General features: G+C 70.8%; 15 protein-coding genes. 14 read left to right on the forward strand and 1 reads right to left on the reverse strand.

Features of this window, described 5'->3' with window-relative positions; translation table 11 throughout:
• Positions 1-44: 44 nt before the first annotated feature.
• The 4 genes from ACF1A1_RS17910 to ACF1A1_RS17925 all read left to right on the forward strand — a co-directional run bounded on the left by ACF1A1_RS17910 (position 45) and on the right by ACF1A1_RS17925 (position 3,813).
• Positions 45-1,088, forward strand: coding sequence for an Rv2578c family radical SAM protein (locus tag ACF1A1_RS17910; protein ID WP_392000846.1), 1,044 nt, complete (start codon positions 45-47; stop codon positions 1,086-1,088).
• A gap of 133 nt (positions 1,089-1,221) precedes the next feature.
• Positions 1,222-2,799: an alpha/beta hydrolase gene (locus ACF1A1_RS17915; protein ID WP_392000847.1), complete on the forward strand. Its 1,578-nt coding sequence runs from the start codon at positions 1,222-1,224 to the stop codon at positions 2,797-2,799.
• 61 nt (positions 2,800-2,860) lie between these two features.
• Entirely contained in the window at positions 2,861-3,259 is a 399-nt protein-coding gene (locus ACF1A1_RS17920) for a RidA family protein (protein ID WP_392000848.1), read from the forward strand.
• A gap of 53 nt (positions 3,260-3,312) precedes the next feature.
• Positions 3,313-3,813: a GNAT family N-acetyltransferase gene (locus tag ACF1A1_RS17925; RefSeq protein WP_392001129.1), complete on the forward strand. Its 501-nt coding sequence runs from the start codon at positions 3,313-3,315 to the stop codon at positions 3,811-3,813.
• Between the two features lie 157 nt (positions 3,814-3,970).
• On the opposite strand, the gene ACF1A1_RS17930 is transcribed toward ACF1A1_RS17925, so the two are convergent.
• Positions 3,971-4,546, reverse strand: coding sequence for an adenylosuccinate lyase (locus ACF1A1_RS17930; protein WP_392000849.1), 576 nt, complete (start codon positions 4,544-4,546; stop codon positions 3,971-3,973).
• 591 nt (positions 4,547-5,137) lie between these two features.
• Here ACF1A1_RS17930 and ACF1A1_RS17935 point away from each other — a divergent pair.
• The 10 genes from ACF1A1_RS17935 to ACF1A1_RS17980 all read left to right on the forward strand — a co-directional run bounded on the left by ACF1A1_RS17935 (position 5,138) and on the right by ACF1A1_RS17980 (position 16,215).
• The gene (locus ACF1A1_RS17935; RefSeq protein ID WP_392000850.1) at positions 5,138-5,707 is read left to right on the forward strand and encodes a sigma factor-like helix-turn-helix DNA-binding protein; all 570 of its coding nucleotides are present in this window, start codon (positions 5,138-5,140) and stop codon (positions 5,705-5,707) included.
• Entirely contained in the window at positions 5,704-6,180 is a 477-nt protein-coding gene (locus tag ACF1A1_RS17940) for a hypothetical protein (protein ID WP_392000852.1), read from the forward strand. The genes ACF1A1_RS17935 and ACF1A1_RS17940 overlap by 4 nt, the downstream gene beginning before the upstream one ends.
• A gap of 95 nt (positions 6,181-6,275) precedes the next feature.
• Positions 6,276-6,590 (forward strand): hypothetical protein, encoded by a 315-nt coding sequence (locus tag ACF1A1_RS17945; RefSeq protein WP_392000854.1) that lies wholly within the window; start codon positions 6,276-6,278, stop codon positions 6,588-6,590.
• Positions 6,591-6,968: 378 nt separating this feature from the next.
• Positions 6,969-8,774 carry a 3-hydroxyacyl-CoA dehydrogenase family protein gene (locus ACF1A1_RS17950; RefSeq protein WP_392000855.1) on the forward strand — a complete coding sequence of 602 codons (1,806 nt, stop codon included), beginning with the start codon at positions 6,969-6,971 and terminating at the stop codon, positions 8,772-8,774.
• Between the two features lie 136 nt (positions 8,775-8,910).
• The gene (locus tag ACF1A1_RS17955) at positions 8,911-9,726 is read left to right on the forward strand and encodes a TetR family transcriptional regulator (protein ID WP_392000856.1); all 816 of its coding nucleotides are present in this window, start codon (positions 8,911-8,913) and stop codon (positions 9,724-9,726) included.
• Between the two features lie 430 nt (positions 9,727-10,156).
• A complete protein-coding gene (gene ccrA, locus ACF1A1_RS17960) occupies positions 10,157-11,494 on the forward strand; it encodes a crotonyl-CoA carboxylase/reductase (RefSeq protein WP_392001131.1) in 1,338 nt (445 codons plus the stop codon).
• A gap of 8 nt (positions 11,495-11,502) precedes the next feature.
• Positions 11,503-13,530 (forward strand): protein meaA, encoded by a 2,028-nt coding sequence (locus ACF1A1_RS17965; protein ID WP_392000858.1) that lies wholly within the window; start codon positions 11,503-11,505, stop codon positions 13,528-13,530.
• On the forward strand, positions 13,527-14,489 hold the full coding sequence (locus tag ACF1A1_RS17970; RefSeq protein ID WP_392000860.1) for an HpcH/HpaI aldolase/citrate lyase family protein: 963 nt from the start codon (positions 13,527-13,529) through the stop codon (positions 14,487-14,489). Before ACF1A1_RS17965 ends, ACF1A1_RS17970 begins: the two co-directional genes overlap by 4 nt.
• 5 nt (positions 14,490-14,494) lie before the next feature.
• Positions 14,495-15,007 (forward strand): MaoC family dehydratase, encoded by a 513-nt coding sequence (locus tag ACF1A1_RS17975; RefSeq protein ID WP_392001133.1) that lies wholly within the window; start codon positions 14,495-14,497, stop codon positions 15,005-15,007.
• Positions 15,008-15,009: 2 nt separating this feature from the next.
• Complete coding sequence (locus ACF1A1_RS17980) at positions 15,010-16,215, forward strand: acyl-CoA dehydrogenase family protein (RefSeq protein WP_392000861.1); 1,206 nt, start codon at positions 15,010-15,012, stop codon at positions 16,213-16,215.
• Positions 16,216-16,377 lie beyond the last annotated feature (162 nt).

Here is a 16,377-nt window from a genome sequence, read left to right on the forward strand (position 1 = left end):
CACGCTACCCCGCCGGGCGGCGGCGGCACGGCACAGGAGGCGTCATGCGCTGGGAGAACCTCTCGGTGGAGTCCCGTCACGACCGGGCGGCGGACCCGGCCCTGTTCGGCGCGGACGCGGTGACCACCCGCACCTTCGACACGCCGGAGTTCCGCGGGATCACCTTCCACGAGGTGCGGGCCCGCTCGGTCCTCAACCGGGTGCCGGGCGCCTCCCGCATGCCGTTCGAGTGGACGGTCAACCCCTACCGGGGCTGCACGCACGCGTGCGTGTACTGCTTCGCCCGCCGGACGCACAGCTACCTGGACCTGGACACCGGGATCGGCTTCGACACCCAGATCGTCGTCAAGGTGAACGCGCCGGAGCTGCTGCGCCGCCAGCTGGCCTCGCCCCGCTGGCACGGCGAGCACGTCGCGATGGGCACCAACGTCGACTGCTACCAGCGCGCGGAGGGCCGCTACCGGCTGATGCCGGGCATCCTGGCCGCCCTGCGCGACCACGCGAACCCCTTCTCGATCCTGACGAAGGGCACCCTGATCCTGCGCGACCTCGACCTGCTGAAGCAGTCCGCCGAGGTGACGGACGTCGGCATCTCCGTGTCGGTCGGCTTCACCGACACGGAGCTGTGGCGCACCGTCGAGCCGGGCACGCCGGCCCCCGAGCGCCGTCTGGACGTCGTACGGACCCTCGGCGAGCACGGCATCGGCTGCGGTGTGCTGATGGCGCCGGTGGTCCCCTTCCTCGGCGACCGGCCGGCCCAACTGCGGGACACCGTACGGGCGATCGCGGCGGCCGGGGCCACCTCCGTCACCCCGCTGGTGCTCCATCTGCGGCCCGGTGCCCGCGAGTGGTTCATGGCCTGGCTCGGACAGCACCACCCGCACCTGGTGCGCCGCTACGAGCGGCTGTACGCGGACGGGGCCTACGCGCCGAAGTGGTACCAGCGCCGGATCACCCGTCAGGTCCACGACCTGGCCGAGGAGTACGGGATCGGCCCCACGCGCGCGGAGATGCCCCGCAGGGTCCGGCCGCCCGCGCCGGCGGACGAGCCCGCCGAGTCCGGGCCGACCCAACTCACGCTGATCTGAGCGTTCGAGGGCATCCCTCGACCCAATCGGGTCAACTATCGCGAGAACACGTTCTTCTCAGCTCTCTTTCCGGGACGATGCGCCGAGGGCCGTGACCCACGCGGTCCATCGACCTCCGTCCTGGGAGGACCTCATGAGAAAACGCGCAGCCGTGCTGTGCGGTGCCGCCGTCGTCGTGGCCGGGACGATCACCGCCGTGCCCGCCGACGCGAGCCCGTCGCACACCGCGGAGGCCGCCCGAGCGGCGAAGCTCACCTGGAAGACGTGCGCCACCACCGACTACCCGACGTTGCAGTGCGCGTCCCTGAAGGTGCCGCTCGACCACGACGACCCGGGCGGCGAGCAGATCACGCTCGCGCTGTCCCGTGTCCCGCACACCGCGAAGACGTACCAGGGGCCGCTGCTGGTCAACCCCGGCGGGCCCGGCGGCAGCGGGCTGACGCTCGCCGGGTACGTCGCCTCGGCGCTGCCGAAGGCGGTGGCGGCCCAGTACGACGTCATCGGCTTCGACCCGCGCGGGGTGGGCAAGAGCACGCCCGCGCTGGACTGCCGGCCCGGCCACTTCGCCCCGGTGCGCCCCGACTCGGTGCCGGCCACCGCGGCGATCGAACGGGCCAACGTCCAGCGCGCCCGGTCCTTCGCCGCGGCCTGCGGCAAGAAGTACGCGAGCGTACTGCCGCACATCAACACCCTCAGCGCCGTACGGGACATGGACGCGATCCGCCGGGCCGTCGGCGCGCAGCAGCTGAACTACTTCGGCTACTCCTACGGCACCTACCTGGGCGCGGTCTACGCCAAGCTCCACCCGCAGCGGGTGCGGCGCCTGGTCCTCGACTCGGTCGTCGACCCCACCGGCGTGTGGTACGAGGACAACCTCGCGCAGGACTACGCCTTCAACGACCGCCACCGCGCCCTGATGGCGTGGATCGCGAAGCACGACGCCACGTACCGGCTGGGCACCGACCCCGGGAAGATCGAGGCCGAGTGGTACGCGATGCGGGCGGCACTGGCGAAGAAGCCGGCGGGCGGCAAGGTGGGCGCCGCGGAGCTGGAGGACACCTTCCTGCCGGGCGGCTACTACAACGGCTACTGGCCCTACCTCGCCGAGGCGTTCGCCGCGTACGTCAACGACGCCGACGCCGGCCCGCTGGTCGAGGCGTACGAGAACTTCGCCGCGGTCGACGCCCCGGGGGACAACGGCTACAGCGTCTACACGTCGGTGCAGTGCCGTGACGCCTCCTGGCCGCGCGACTGGGACGAGTGGCGGTCGGACAACCGGGCGGTGCACGAGAAGGCGCCGTTCATGACCTGGAACAACGCCTGGTACAACGCGCCGTGCGCGTTCTGGCCGACCCGCCCGCTGGATCGGGTGAACGTCACCAACGGCAAGCTGCCGCCGGTCCTGCTGTTCCAGGCGACGGGCGACGCGGCCACCCCGTACGAGGGCGGTGCGACGGTCCATGCCCTGCTGCGCGGGTCGAGCCTCGTCGTCGAGGAGGGCGGCGGGAACCACGGCATCACACTGAGCGGGAACACCTGCCTGGACAAGCATCTGGCGGCGTACCTGACCGACGGCACGGTGCCGCGCGGCACCGGCGCGGTCGACGCGGTGTGCGCCCCGCTGCCCGACCCCGGGCCGCAGACCACGAAGGCCGCCTCGGACAAGGCCGACGGCTCGACCCTGCACGGGCTGCTCGGCTTCCGCGACTGAACCCCCTCCCGCCCGGCCACCCGCCGGGGGCGGTGTCCGACCCGTGGTCCACCATGGACACATGAGTGAGCTGACCAGGATTCCCGCCCCCGACGGCGTCGCCGCGGCCGCCCAGTACACCCATGTCGTCCTGGGCACCGGCCGTTTCGTGGCCGTCTCCGGCCAGCTCCCCCTCGACGAGGACGGCAGGCTGGCCGGCGCGGGCGACCCCGGGGCCCAGGCCCGCCAGGTCTTCGAGAACCTGCGGCGCTGCCTGGCCGCCGCCGGGGCGTCCTTCGACGACGTCGTCAAACTCACCTACTTCGTCACGGACATGGCCCACATGCCGGCGATCCGCGCGGCCCGTGCCGCGCACATACCCGACGACCGCCTCCCCGCCGCCTCGGCCGTGCAGGTCGCCGCGCTGGTGCGCCCGGAGTTCCTGATGGAGATCGAGGCGTTCGCGGTGGTGGCCGAGTGACGGCCTCCCCGGTCCCCCCGGCCGCCTCCCCCACGGCTCCGCTCGTCCGGGAGATGACGCTCGCCGACTGCGACCGCGTCTCCGGGATCCGTGTCCGGGGCTGGCGGACCGCCTACCGGGGCCTGATGCCGCAGTCCCACCTCGACGCGCTCAGCGTGACCGAGGACGCCGAGCGGCACCGCGGCCGCCTGTCCCAGGGCGACGGCGGCGTGGTGGACCTGGTCGCGGAGCAGGCCGGCGAGGTGGTCGGCTGGGCGGCCCACGGCCCGTACCGCGAGGGCGCACACCGCACCCGGGACGCGGAGTTGTACGCGCTCTACGTCGACCCCGCCCGCGTCGGCACCGGCGTCGGACGGGCGCTCCTCGCGGAGGCGGTACGGCGTACCGCGGCCCGCGGCCACCGGCGCATGTACCTCTGGGTCCTCGAGGAGAACGTCCGCGCACGCCGCTTCTACGAGCGGGCGGGCTTCCACGCCGACGGCGCGCGGGAGCCTTTCGATGTGGCGGGGGCCGCCGTGCCGGAGGTGCGGTACGTGCGGGACTTGACGGCCTGACGATTTCCGCGCCCACGGAGGCGGACCCGCGCCTGTCGGTCCGTCGGCCGGGTGACTCCGTCAGGGGCGCGCGGGACGTGTGCCGAGGTGCTGCTCCGCCGCCCGGGCGAGACCGGCCCACCGCCTGCCGTCGCCCCCTCGCACCCGACAGCCCGCCTCACCGCTGCCGGGGGATCCGCGCCAACGCCCGTACGGCCGCCTCCGCCAGGGCCGGGTGGGCGAGGGCCTCGTTCAGGACGGGGCGGGCGCGGCCGTCGCCGAGGGTGCCGAGGCCGTCGACGCAGGCGAGGGCCACCCGCCGGTAGGGGTCGTGCGGGCGCAGCCGACGCTGCAAGGTCGTGATCAGCGCGGGCACGGACTCGGGTGCGCGCAGCTCCACCAGGAGCCGTACCGGGTGCAGGGCGTAGGCGACGCGCAGTTCGTTGGTGGCGAGGGCGGCCGCGGCGCGGGCGGTGCGCGGGTCGCCGAGGCGGGCCAGGGCGTGGGCGGCGGACGCGCAGCGCGGTGGGTCGCGATGGTTGAGCAGCAGGACGAGCGACTCGAAGGCGCGCCGGTCCCCCGCGAGTCCCAGCCGGAACGCGGCCAGCTCCCGGGCCCACAGCGGCCGCCCCGGCTCGGTGAGCACGCCCGCCAGTTCGTCGTGGTCGGTGGTGTCCGCCAGCCGCTCGTACGCCGCCGTGCCGCCCGACTCCCGCCGTAAGCGCTCGGTGAGCGCTCGCAACTCTTCGTCCATGGTGCCGAGCGTAGGGCAGGCCGGTGGGGCCACAGGGCACGCGCGGGCGCACGGATGCACGGACGGCGCACCGGACCTCCTCCGGTGGGCGCCGGCGGTTTGCGCACGACCGCCCCGTCCGGCCGCCGTGGGAGGCCTCCCAATCGCTCCCGTCCGCAGCAGTGACGTGCAGCAATGGCGTGCGGCACAAACACGACACGGCGTCGCGGGACACAACTGCGGTCACGGACGGACACGTTCGGCGTCTTTTCGAACTCAGATCATTCGCAAGAGCGAATCTCCGAGGCGGAAAGGGACCGCCTCGGGCGTCAGTACTATGTCGCCCTCAACAGCGGCGACGGCGCCGCAACGCCCTGCGGAGCGGCTGCCGTTGACGCGTCCTCGATGTCCGCGGCTGTGGGCGGCGGCCTGTCCGAGAACGATCAAAGAGCGTTGCTACTGATAAGTAATGAGCCGTCAGACGGGCCCTGGAAGCGACAGGAAAGGGTCTCCGACCACTCCCCCGATGATGTGACCCGTCGATGCGGAGCGGATGCGCTCCTGCACCGAGGCGCCGGCGCGCGCCACCGTTTGTCCGAAGGGCCCTGAGCTATGAGTCCTACCCGACCCCTCGATCCGTCCCGCCGGGGGGAACTGATGCGCGGTCTGTTCCACAAGGTGCGGTTCGACACGTTCGAGGCCTACGACGACCCCCGCTGCAACGTCACGGCCTTCACCCTGGAGTCCTTCACCACGACCCTGCCCCTGCTGCCGGCCGACGTCCGCGAGGAGGAGGCCTACGAGCGGCTGATGGACGAGACCCTGCGGCTCGCGGCCCGGGACCGGAAGGAGTTCGAGAGCCGCACGGGCCTGTCCGAGGTGCACATCGTGCCGCTCGTGTCCCTGTACGGCTTCCGGCTCCCGCAGGTCGACGACGAGTTCCAGCCGTGGCTGGTCCAGGTCGACGCCCTGCCGCGGTCGGAGCGGGCGGTCTACCGGCTCATCGCCTCCCTGGGCTGGAGCAACGCCAGAACCGCCGAGGTACTGGGCCTCTCGGAGGGATGGACCAGCAAGCTCATGAGCCGGGCCCGCGGCACCCTGGCGACCGCCGGCGTCTCCGTGGAGGAGCTCCAGACGGGCTTCTTCGACGTAGAGATCGAAAGAAGGAAGGAGAAGGAATGATCCGTCCGACGTCGGATCGCCGCACGGCGCGTCTGGTCGACCATGCCGCTCCGCCCACTCCCGGGGAGTGGCTGGAGAACGATGCCCGGTACTTCGCGGACATCGAGGCCGAGATCCAGCGCAGGGCCGAGGGGGGCGAGCCCGAGGAGGCTCCGTGGGCGTCACCGCTGTACTTCGACGCGGCCGCCCATGACGGGTCCCTCACGCGACGCGCCCTGCTCTCCCTGCGCCACCTGCCCCGCGAGGCGGTCGCCCGCCTGTGCTTCCTGTCCGAGGTGCTCCGCGGGAAGTGCGGCCGCCCCAAAAGCGGCCCGGGGGCGCACGAGGACGTCGCGGCCGCGGGTGAGCATCCCGCCCAGGACGCCCGTCCGCCCGCCCGAACACGCCGAAAGGAGGCCACGGCCAGCCCACCCGCCCGTGGCGGCCGGACCATCGTCGCGCCACTGGACAGCGCCGAGGCGCTAGCCGGCTGACGCCCCGCACGAGCCGCCGCTCCTCCGGCCGTCACGTTCCGGAGCGGCGGCATCCGGCGCCACACCCCCACCCCCCGAGCAGAAAGCGCACGACGATGGCGACCCACGGCATCCCACCGGAAGAGAAGACCGAACGGCAGCCCCCGCCCCCGGGCGGGGCCACCGCCGTACGGAACACCACCGCCGCCCGACGACTGCGCCGCCGCCTCCGCACCCTCAAGGCCACCATCTACACACTGGTCGCCGGCTGCCTCTGCGCCATCGGCCTCGCCATCGGGCAGGTGGCCGGCCGGCCCGTCCTCGCCGGCGTGTACGTCGGCCTGGCGTCGGTGGGGGTGGCCGGCATCGGTGTCTGCGTCACCGTCTACCTGCACATCCGCCGCAAGGACGGCTCCGACGACGGCACCTGAGACCGGACCGCGCGCGACGCCGGGGGAGCTACGTCACAAACACGAGGGCTGGCGCGCTCGTTACCCACCGGTTAAGCTCATACGAGCGAGTTACCCACTCGCACCCCTGCTCGCGACGGCCTGGTGACGCAGCCGTCCAGCAGCAGTCGGTTCGGTACACCAAGTACCTCCCGTACGACCCGGCCTCGGGACAGGGCCGGTCGGTCCCACCGTTCCTCGGACGTGTGCACGTCCGCAGCGACGGCCCCGGGCGTGTGCGCCAGTAGCCCGGCAACACCCGCACTCCCTTCCGCACCCGGTGCGCCCAGGCCTCCCCGGAGGTCCCTCGGCGCACCCGGGCGCATTCCCAGTCGTCACCCTCATTTCTGGAGTCCCGCGATGGCCACTCCCCTGTCCCCCGCCTCCCCGTCCCCGCTGCGGACGATCGCCGTCGTCGGCCTCGGCACGATGGGCACCGGTATCACCGAGGTCCTCGCCAAGGCCGGCCGCGACGTGATCGGCATCGACATCAGCGAGGCCCAGGCCGCGCGGTCCGTCGCCGCCCTGGAGGCCTCCACCGCCCGTGCCGTGGAACGCGGCCGGCTGACCGAGCAGGAGCGCGCGGACGCCCTCGCCCGGGTCCGCACCTCCACCGACCTGCGGGCGGCGGCCGACGCCGACCTCGTCATCGAGGTGGCGCCGGAGTCGTACGAGATCAAGCAGCAGATCTTCCGCGAGCTGGACGGGATCGTGGGTCCCGGGGCGATCCTCGCGACCGGGACCAACGCGCTGTCCGTCACCCGGCTCGCCGCCGACTCGGCGCGGCCCGAGCGGGTGCTCGGGCTCCACTTCTTCAACCCGGCGCCGGCGATGAAGCTCGTCGAGATCGTCTCCTCGGTGCTGACCGCGCCCGCCGCCGTCACCGCCGTCACCGACCTCGCCCTCGACCTGGGCAAGGAGCCGGTCGCGGTCGGCGACCGGCCCGGCTTCGTCGCGGACGGGCTGCTGTTCGGCTACCTCAACCAGGCGGCCGCGATGTACGAGGCGCGGTACGCCTCCCGCGAGGACATCGACGCGGCGATGCGGCTGGGCTGCGGCCTGCCGATGGGCCCGCTCGCCCTGCTCGACCTGATCGGCATCGACACGGCGCGCACGGTCCTGGAGGCCATGTACGCCGCTTCCCACGACCGGCTGCACGCCCCCGCGCCCATCCTCAGGCAGCTCAGCGAGGCCGGTCTGACCGGCCGCAAGACGGGCCGCGGCTTCTACACCTACGAGGCGCCGGGCAGCGCGACGGTCGTGCCCGACGCCCTGACGCCTGCTTCCGGGGGCGCCGGGATCCCCGGCCGTCCGGTGAGCTCGGTCGGCGTCGCCGGCTCCGGCACGATGGCCTCGGGCATCGCCGAGGTGTTCGCCAAGGCGGGCTTCGACGTCGTCCTGGCCGCCCGCAGCGAGGAGAAGGCGCAGGCGGCGAAGGCCCGGATCGGCAAGTCGCTGGCGCGTTCCGTCGACAAGGGGCGGCTGACCGCGGAGTCCGCCGCGCGGACCCTGGACCGGATCACCCCGGCCGGCTCCTACGACGCCTTCGCCGACGTCGACCTCGCGGTCGAGGCGGTCGCGGAGGACCTGGACGTCAAGCGGCAGCTGTTCGCGGCGCTGGACAAGGTGTGCAGGCCGGGCGCGGTGCTGGCCACCACCACCTCCTCCCTGTCGGTGGTCGCGCTGGCCCGCGCGACCTCGCGTCCGCAGGACGTGATCGGCATGCACTTCTTCAACCCGGCGCCGGCGATGAAGCTGGTCGAGGTCGTCCGTACGGTCCTGACCGGCGAGGACGTCCACGCGACGGTCCACGAGGTGTGCGGCAGGATCAGGAAGCACGCCGTCGACTGCGGTGACCGCGCGGGCTTCATCGTGAACGCGCTGCTGTTCCCGTACCTCAACAACGCGATCAAGATGGTGCAGGAGCACTACGCCTCCCTCGACGAGATCGACGCGGCGATGAAGCTGGGCGGCGGCTACCCCATGGGCCCCTTCGAGCTGCTCGACGTCGTCGGGCTCGACGTCTCGCTCGCCATCGAGAAGGTCCTGCACCGCGAGTTCCGCGACCCGGGCCTGGCCCCGGCGCCGCTCCTGGAGCACCTGGTGGCCGCGGGCTGCCTCGGCCGCAAGACGGGCCGCGGCTTCCGCGAGCATGCCCGCCGCTGACGGCGTCGGCGACTGGTTCCGGGCCGGTGAGGACTGGGGCGGGCTGCTGGAACCGGCCGCCCCTGCCCCGCCCGCGTGGGGCGGGGCAGGGGCCGGACATGCGCACCGAGCTGCGCACATGCAGTACGTTCAGGGCATGTCCCAGCCCGCCAAGTCCTCACGTACACCAGCCACGCCCGACGCGCCGGAAAGTGCCGCAGGCTCCCGCGCGGCGGCCCAACGGCTCAAGATGCGCCGGGAACTGGCGGCCGCGGCGATGGAGTTGTTCGCGACCAAGGGGTACGAGGCGACCACCGTCGACGAGATCGCGGCCGCGGCCGGGGTCGCCCGGCGCACCTTCTTCCGCCACTTCCGCTCCAAGGAAGAGGCGATCTTCCCCGACCACGACGACACGCTGATCCGTGCCGAGGCGGTGCTGAACGCGGCTCCCGCGCACGAGCACCCGCTCGACACCGTGTGCCGCGGCATCAAGGAAGTCATGAAGATGTACGCGGCCCGGCCGGAGATCTCGGTCGCCCGCTACAAGCTCACGCGCGAGGTGCCCACCCTGCGCGAGGCGGAGATCGCGTCGGTGGCCCGCTACGAGCGCCTCTTCACCCGCTACCTGCTCGGCCACTTCGACGAGCACGCCCACGACGACGACGCCAACGACGACCCGCTGCTCGCCGAGGTCGCCGCCTCCGCCGTGGTCAGCGCCCACAACCACGTCCTGCGGCGCTGGCTCAGGGCCGGCGGCCAGGGCGACGTCGAGGCGCAGCTCGACCACGCCTTCGCGATCGTACGGAAGACGTTCGGGACGGGCATCGGGGCCGGGCGGGGCGGATCCGCGTCCCCGCGGCCGGCGCCGGCCGCGGTCTCCGCGCAGGGCGAGGTGCTGGTGACGGTCGCCCGCACCGACGCCCCACTGCACGAGGTGATGCGGACCATCGAGCAGGCCCTGAAGGAGCGCTGAGCCCGCTCCGCACCGCCGCGCCCCTGTGACGACGGCCACCCGCCCGGGTGGCCGTTTTGGCATGTCAGGGGCCCTTTTCACGCGGATTTCCAAGCCCGTTCGATCGATCATCGCTCATGTGTTACGTAAAGATTTCAGCTGAGGGGAATTTCTGGCACTCAGTGCCTTGCGGGGTGACACGCGGTGTCATACGTTGAAGGTGTCCGGGCGGCCGGCGTGCAGAGACCTCTCGTACGCCGGCTGTCCCCGCAAGCTCATGGCTCGCGCGCCCGGACGCCTGCGTCACAGGCAACCTCCCGCGCCACAAAGCGCTGCCGAACAGCACCACCCGCCGAACCGACGGCACCTTCCCAAAACCCCTCAGCAGCACCGACGTAACCCTCAGCGCCCCTCCCTCAGGGCGCTCACCGCCGGAGGCAACACCGTGACCATGAAGGACATCCTGGCCGCGATCCAGTCGCCCGACTCCACGTCGGAGGACTTCGCCGCCCTCCCGCTCCCCGAGTCGTACCGCGCGATCACCGTGCACAAGGACGAGACGGAGATGTTCGCGGGCCTCGCGACCCGCGACAAGGACCCCCGCAAGTCGATCCACCTGGACGAGGTTCCGCTGCCGGAACTCGGCCCCGGCGAGGCCCTGGTGGCCGTCATGGCCTCCTCCGTCAACTACAACTCCGTGTGGACCTCGATCTTCGAGCCGCTGTCGACCTTCGGGTTCCTGGAGCGCTACGGCAGGCTCAGCGAGCTCACCAAGCGGCACGACCTGCCCTACCACATCATCGGCTCCGACCTCGCGGGCGTCGTCCTGCGCACCGGCCCCGGCGTCAACGCCTGGAAGCCGGGCGACGAGGTCGTCGCGCACTGCCTGTCCGTCGAACTGGAGTCGTCCGACGGCCACAACGACACGATGCTCGACCCCGAGCAGCGCATCTGGGGCTTCGAGACCAACTTCGGCGGCCTCGCCGAGGTCGCGCTGGTGAAGTCCAACCAGCTGATGCCGAAGCCCGACCACCTCAGCTGGGAGGAGGCCGCCGCCCCGGGCCTGGTCAACTCCACCGCCTACCGGCAGTTGGTCTCCCGCAACGGCGCCGGCATGAAGCAGGGCGACAACGTGCTCATCTGGGGCGCGAGCGGCGGACTCGGCTCCTACGCCACGCAGTTCGCGCTGGCCGGCGGCGCCAACCCGATCTGCGTCGTGTCCTCGCCGCAGAAGGCGGAGATCTGCCGCTCGATGGGCGCCGAGGCGATCATCGACCGCAACGCCGAGGGCTACAAGTTCTGGAAGGACGAGCAGACCCAGGACCCGAAGGAGTGGAAGCGCTTCGGCAAGCGCATCCGCGAGCTCACCGGCGGCGAGGACATCGACATCGTCTTCGAGCACCCCGGCCGCGAGACCTTCGGCGCGAGCGTCTACGTCACCCGCAAGGGCGGCACGATCACCACCTGCGCCTCGACCTCGGGCTACATGCACGAGTACGACAACCGCTACCTGTGGATGTCGCTGAAGCGGATCATCGGCTCGCACTTCGCGAACTACCGCGAGGCCTGGGAGGCCAACCGCCTCATCGCCAAGGGGAAGATCCACCCGACCCTGTCGAAGGTCTACTCCCTGGAGGACACCGGCCAGGCCGCCTACGACGTGCACCGCAACCTCCACCAGGGCAAGGTCGGCGTGCTGTGCATGGCGCCCGAGGAGGGCCTGGGCGTGCGCGACGAGGAGAAGCGCGCGCGGCACATCGACGCCATCAACCGCTTCCGGAACATCTGAGGTCATAGATGACTGAGCGTCAGAAGGACCGGCCGTGGCTGATGCGGACCTACGCCGGTCACTCCACGGCCGAGGCGTCCAACGAGCTGTACCGGCGCAACCTCGCCAAGGGCCAGACGGGTCTGTCGGTCGCGTTCGACCTGCCGACCCAGACCGGCTACGACTCCGACCACGTCCTCGCCCGCGGCGAGGTCGGCCGGGTCGGCGTGCCGGTCGCGCACCTCGGTGACATGCGCCGGCTGTTCCAGGACATCCCCCTGGAGCAGATGAACACCTCGATGACGATCAACGCCACCGCCATGTGGCTGCTGGCGCTCTACCAGGTCGTCGCGGAGGAGCAGGGCGCGGACATCACCAAGCTCCAGGGCACGACCCAGAACGACATCGTCAAGGAGTACCTGTCCCGGGGCACCCACGTGTTCCCGCCGGGGCCGTCGCTCCGCCTGACGACGGACATGATCGCGTACACGGTCTCCCACATGCCGAAGTGGAACCCGATCAACATCTGCAGCTACCACCTGCAGGAGGCCGGGGCCACGCCGGTCCAGGAGATCGCGTACGCGATGTCCACCGCGATCGCCGTCCTCGACGCCGTGCGCGACAGCGGCCAGGTGCCGCAGGAACGCATGGGTGACGTCGTCGGCCGTATCTCCTTCTTCGTGAACGCGGGCGTCCGCTTCGTCGAGGAGATGTGCAAGATGCGCGCCTTCGGCCGCATCTGGGACAAGGTCACCCGTGAGCGGTACGGCATCGAGGACCCCAAGCACCGCCGCTTCCGCTACGGCGTCCAGGTCAACTCGCTCGGTCTGACCGAGGCGCAGCCGGAGAACAACGTCCAGCGGATCGTCCTGGAGATGCTGGCCGTCACCCTCTCCAAGGACGCACGCGCGCGTGCCGTGCAGCTGCCCGCCTGGAACGAGGCCCTCGGCCTGCCCCGCCCCTGGGACCAGCAGTGGTCGCTGCGCATCCAGCAGGTCCTCGCCCACGAGAGCGACCTGCTGGAGTACGACGACATCTTCGAGGGCTCGAAGGTGATCGAGGCGAAGGTGGGCGAGCTGGTCGAGGAGTCCCTCGCGGAGATCGAGCGGATCCAGGAGATGGGCGGCGCGATGGCCGCCGTCGAGTCCGGCTACCTCAAGTCGCAGCTGGTCGCCTCGCACGCCGAGCGCCGGGCCCGTATCGAGTCCGGCGAGGAGAAGATCGTCGGCGTCAACATCTTCGAGACGACCGAGCCCAATCCGCTGACCGCCGACCTCGACACCGCGATCCAGACGGTCGACCCGGCCGTCGAGGCCCGCGTCATCGCCTCCCTCCGGCACTGGCGCGACACCCGCTACCAGCCGCCCTTCAACCACCCGCGCCCCTGCAAGGCGCTGGAGAGGCTGAAGGAGGCCGCCAAGGGCACCGGCAACCTCATGGAGGCCACCCTGGAGTGCGCCCGCGCCGGCGTCACGACCGGCGAGTGGGCCGGGGCGCTGCGTGAGGTGTTCGGCGAGTTCCGGGCACCGACCGGTGTCTCGTCGGCGCCGGTGGCGATCCCGGCCGAGGAGGGCTCGGCGCTCTCCGAGGTCCGCCGCAAGGTGGACGTCACCGCCCGGGACCTCGGCGTCGGCAAGCTGCGCTTCCTGGTCGGCAAGCCCGGCCTGGACGGGCACTCCAACGGCGCCGAGCAGATCGCCGTGCGGGCGCGCGACGCCGGCTTCGAGGTGGTCTACCAGGGCATCCGGCTCACCCCCGAGCAGATCGTGGACGCGGCCCTGGCCGAGGACGTGCACGCGGTCGGCCTGTCCATCCTCTCCGGCTCGCACGCCCAGCTGGTGCCGGACGTGCTGGAGCGGCTGCGTGTGGCCGGTGCCACAGATATACCGGTGATCGCCGGTGGCATCATCCCGAATGGTGACGCCGAGCAGCTCAGGGCCGCCGGAGTGGCCGCCGTCTTCACCCCGAAGGACTTCGACATCACCGGAATCATCGGCCGCATCGTCGACGAGATCCGGAAAGCGAACAAGCTCGACCCCCTGGAGGTCTCCGCATGACGACCGTCAACCGCCTGCGCCCCCGGCGTTCCTGCCTGGCCGTTCCGGGGTCGAACCCCCGCTTCCTGGAGAAGGCGCAGGGCCTCCCGGCGGACCAGGTCTTCCTGGACCTGGAGGACGCGTGCGCGCCGCTCGCCAAGCCCGAGGCGCGGCACACCATCGTCAAGTTCCTCAACGAGGGCGACTGGACGGGCAAGACCCGGGTCGTGCGCGTCAACGACTGGACGACCGAGTGGACGTACCGCGATGTCGTCACGGTCGTCGAGGGCGCGGGCCCGAACCTGGACTGCATCATGCTGCCGAAGGTGCAGAACGCCCAGCAGGTCGTGGCACTGGACCTCCTGCTGACGCAGATCGAGAAGACCATGGGCTTCGAGGTCGGCCGGATCGGCATCGAGGCGCAGATCGAGAACGCGCAGGGCCTCAACAACGTCAACGAGATCGCGCAGGCCTCCCCGCGCCTCGAGACGATCATCTTCGGCCCGGCCGACTTCATGGCCTCCATCAACATGAAGTCGCTGGTCGTGGGCGAGCAGCCGCCCGGCTACCCGGCGGACGCCTACCACTACATCCTGATGAAGATCCTGATGGCCGCCCGCGCCAACGACCTCCAGGCGATCGACGGCCCCTACCTGCAGATCCGCAACGTGGACGGCTACCGCGCGGTCGCGCAGCGCGCCGCGGCGCTCGGCTTCGACGGCAAGTGGGTGCTGCACCCGGGCCAGGTGGAGGCCTCCAACGAGATCTTCTCGCCCTCCCAGGAGGACTACGACCACGCCGAGCTGATCCTGGACGCGTACGACTACTACACGTCCGAGGCGGGCGGCAAGAAGGGCTCCGCGATGCTCGGCGACGAGATGATCGACGAGGCCAGCCGCAAGATGGCCCTGGTCATCGCCGGCAAGGGACGCGCCGCCGGCATGCGGCGCACCAGCACGTTCGAGATTCCGGAGGCGTGAGCGCGATGCAGTTCGGGCGCACCTACGAGGAGTTCGAGGTCGGGGCCGTCTACAAGCACTGGCCCGGGAAGACGGTCACGGAGTACGACGACCACCTCTTCTGTCTCCTCACCATGAACCACCACCCGCTCCACATGGACGCGCACTACGCGGAGCGGACGACGGACTTCGGCAAGAACGTCGTCGTCGGGAACTACGTCTACTCCCTCCTGCTCGGCATGTCCGTCCCTGACGTCTCCGGCAAGGCGATCGCCAACCTGGAGATCGAGTCCCTCCGGCACGTGGCGCCGACCTTCCACGGCGACACGATCTACGGCGAGACGACCGTGCTCGACAAGTGGCCGTCGAAGTCGAAGAACGACCGCGGCATCGTGCACGTGGAGACCAGGGGCTACAAGCAGGACGGCACGCTCGTGTGCGTGTTCCGCCGCAAGGTGATGGTGCCGACCGAGACGTACATCAAGGAGCGCGGCGGCGAGCAGCCCGGCCGCCCGGAGCCGAAGTCGCAGGAGAAGTAACGATGGCCCGTCTCGCCCAGACCGCCGGTCTGACCGACGTCCAGCAGGAGATCCTCTCCACCGTCCGCGACTTCGTGGACAAGGAGATCATCCCGGTCGCCACCGGGCTGGAGCACCGCGACGAGTACCCCCAGCAGATCGTCGACGGTCTGAAGGAGCTGGGCCTGTTCGGCCTGATGATCCCCGAGGAGTACGGGGGTCTGGGCGAGTCGCTCCTGACGTACGCGCTGTGCGTGGAGGAGATCGCCCGCGGCTGGATGTCCGTCTCCGGCATCATCAACACGCACTTCATTGTGGCGTACATGCTCAAGCAGCACGGCACGCAGGAGCAGAAGGATCACTTCCTGCCGAGAATGGCGGCCGGCGACATCCGCGGCGCCTTCTCGATGTCGGAGCCGGGCCTGGGCTCCGACGTGTCCGCCATCACGTCGAAGGCGGTCCGGGACGGCGACGAGTACGTCCTCAACGGCCAGAAGATGTGGCTGACGAACGGCGGAACGTCCTCCCTGGTGGCCGTCCTCGTCCGGAGTGACGAAGGACACCCCGAGGGCACCGCGCCGCACAAGTCGATGACGACCTTCCTGGTCGAGAAGGAGCCCGGCTTCGGCGAGGTCCGCCCCGGCCTGACCATCCCGGGCAAGATCGACAAGATGGGCTACAAGGGTGTCGACACCACCGAGCTGATCATGGACGGCCTGCGGATTCCGGAGAACCGCGTGCTCGGAGGGGTGACGGGCCGAGGTTTTTACCAAATGATGGACGGCGTGGAGGTCGGCCGCGTCAACGTCGCGGCGCGTGGCTGCGGCGTCGCGCAGCGCGCGTTCGAACTGGGGGTCAGCTACGCCCAGCAGCGTCACACGTTCGGCAAGCCGATCGCGCAGCACCAGGCGATCCAGTTCAAGCTGGCGGAGATGGCTACCAAGGTCGAGGCCGCTCATGCCATGATGGTGAACGCGGCACGCAAAAAGGACTCCGGGGAACGAAACGACCTTGAGGCGGGGATGGCGAAGTACCTCGCCTCCGAGTACTGCAAAGAGGTCGTGGAGGACGCCTTCCGGATCCACGGCGGCTACGGCTTCTCCAAGGAGTACGAGATCGAGCGCCTCTACCGTGAGGCCCCGATGCTGCTGATCGGTGAAGGTACCGCCGAGATCCAGAAAATGATCATCGGGCGCAGGCTGCTCGAGGAGTATCGGTTCCAGGGCTAGATGTCCAGGTTGGGGGTGTTTTCTTCGAGAAGAAGATCACACCCCGTCAACCCTGTTCATCCGCCGACTCGGCTTCCTGACTTACCCAGTTGTGGCCCCGAACCGCTACCATCGCGGAAAGCCGCCGTCCCCCCGTCGAAGCGCGGCATCATCCGCTACGAA

The sequence above is a fragment of the Streptomyces sp. NPDC014995 genome (genome assembly GCF_043080745.1).
GTDB lineage: Bacteria > Actinomycetota > Actinomycetes > Streptomycetales > Streptomycetaceae > Streptomyces.

What these genes read in the sequence shown, in the direction of transcription:
- ACF1A1_RS17910 (WP_392000846.1), top strand. Translation starts at nt 45, where the DNA reads ATGCGCTGGGAGAACCTCTCGGTGGAGTCCCGTCACGACCGGGCGGCG.
- ACF1A1_RS17915 (WP_392000847.1), top strand. Translation starts at nt 1,222, where the DNA reads ATGAGAAAACGCGCAGCCGTGCTGTGCGGTGCCGCCGTCGTCGTGGCC.
- ACF1A1_RS17920 (WP_392000848.1), top strand. Translation starts at nt 2,861, where the DNA reads ATGAGTGAGCTGACCAGGATTCCCGCCCCCGACGGCGTCGCCGCGGCC.
- ACF1A1_RS17925 (WP_392001129.1), top strand. Translation starts at nt 3,313, where the DNA reads ATGACGCTCGCCGACTGCGACCGCGTCTCCGGGATCCGTGTCCGGGGC.
- ACF1A1_RS17930 (WP_392000849.1), bottom strand. Translation starts at nt 4,546, where the DNA reads ATGGACGAAGAGTTGCGAGCGCTCACCGAGCGCTTACGGCGGGAGTCG.
- ACF1A1_RS17935 (WP_392000850.1), top strand. Translation starts at nt 5,138, where the DNA reads ATGAGTCCTACCCGACCCCTCGATCCGTCCCGCCGGGGGGAACTGATG.
- ACF1A1_RS17940 (WP_392000852.1), top strand. Translation starts at nt 5,704, where the DNA reads ATGATCCGTCCGACGTCGGATCGCCGCACGGCGCGTCTGGTCGACCAT.
- ACF1A1_RS17945 (WP_392000854.1), top strand. Translation starts at nt 6,276, where the DNA reads ATGGCGACCCACGGCATCCCACCGGAAGAGAAGACCGAACGGCAGCCC.
- ACF1A1_RS17950 (WP_392000855.1), top strand. Translation starts at nt 6,969, where the DNA reads ATGGCCACTCCCCTGTCCCCCGCCTCCCCGTCCCCGCTGCGGACGATC.
- ACF1A1_RS17955 (WP_392000856.1), top strand. Translation starts at nt 8,911, where the DNA reads ATGTCCCAGCCCGCCAAGTCCTCACGTACACCAGCCACGCCCGACGCG.
- ccrA (WP_392001131.1), top strand. Translation starts at nt 10,157, where the DNA reads ATGAAGGACATCCTGGCCGCGATCCAGTCGCCCGACTCCACGTCGGAG.
- ACF1A1_RS17965 (WP_392000858.1), top strand. Translation starts at nt 11,503, where the DNA reads ATGACTGAGCGTCAGAAGGACCGGCCGTGGCTGATGCGGACCTACGCC.
- ACF1A1_RS17970 (WP_392000860.1), top strand. Translation starts at nt 13,527, where the DNA reads ATGACGACCGTCAACCGCCTGCGCCCCCGGCGTTCCTGCCTGGCCGTT.
- ACF1A1_RS17975 (WP_392001133.1), top strand. Translation starts at nt 14,495, where the DNA reads ATGCAGTTCGGGCGCACCTACGAGGAGTTCGAGGTCGGGGCCGTCTAC.
- ACF1A1_RS17980 (WP_392000861.1), top strand. Translation starts at nt 15,010, where the DNA reads ATGGCCCGTCTCGCCCAGACCGCCGGTCTGACCGACGTCCAGCAGGAG.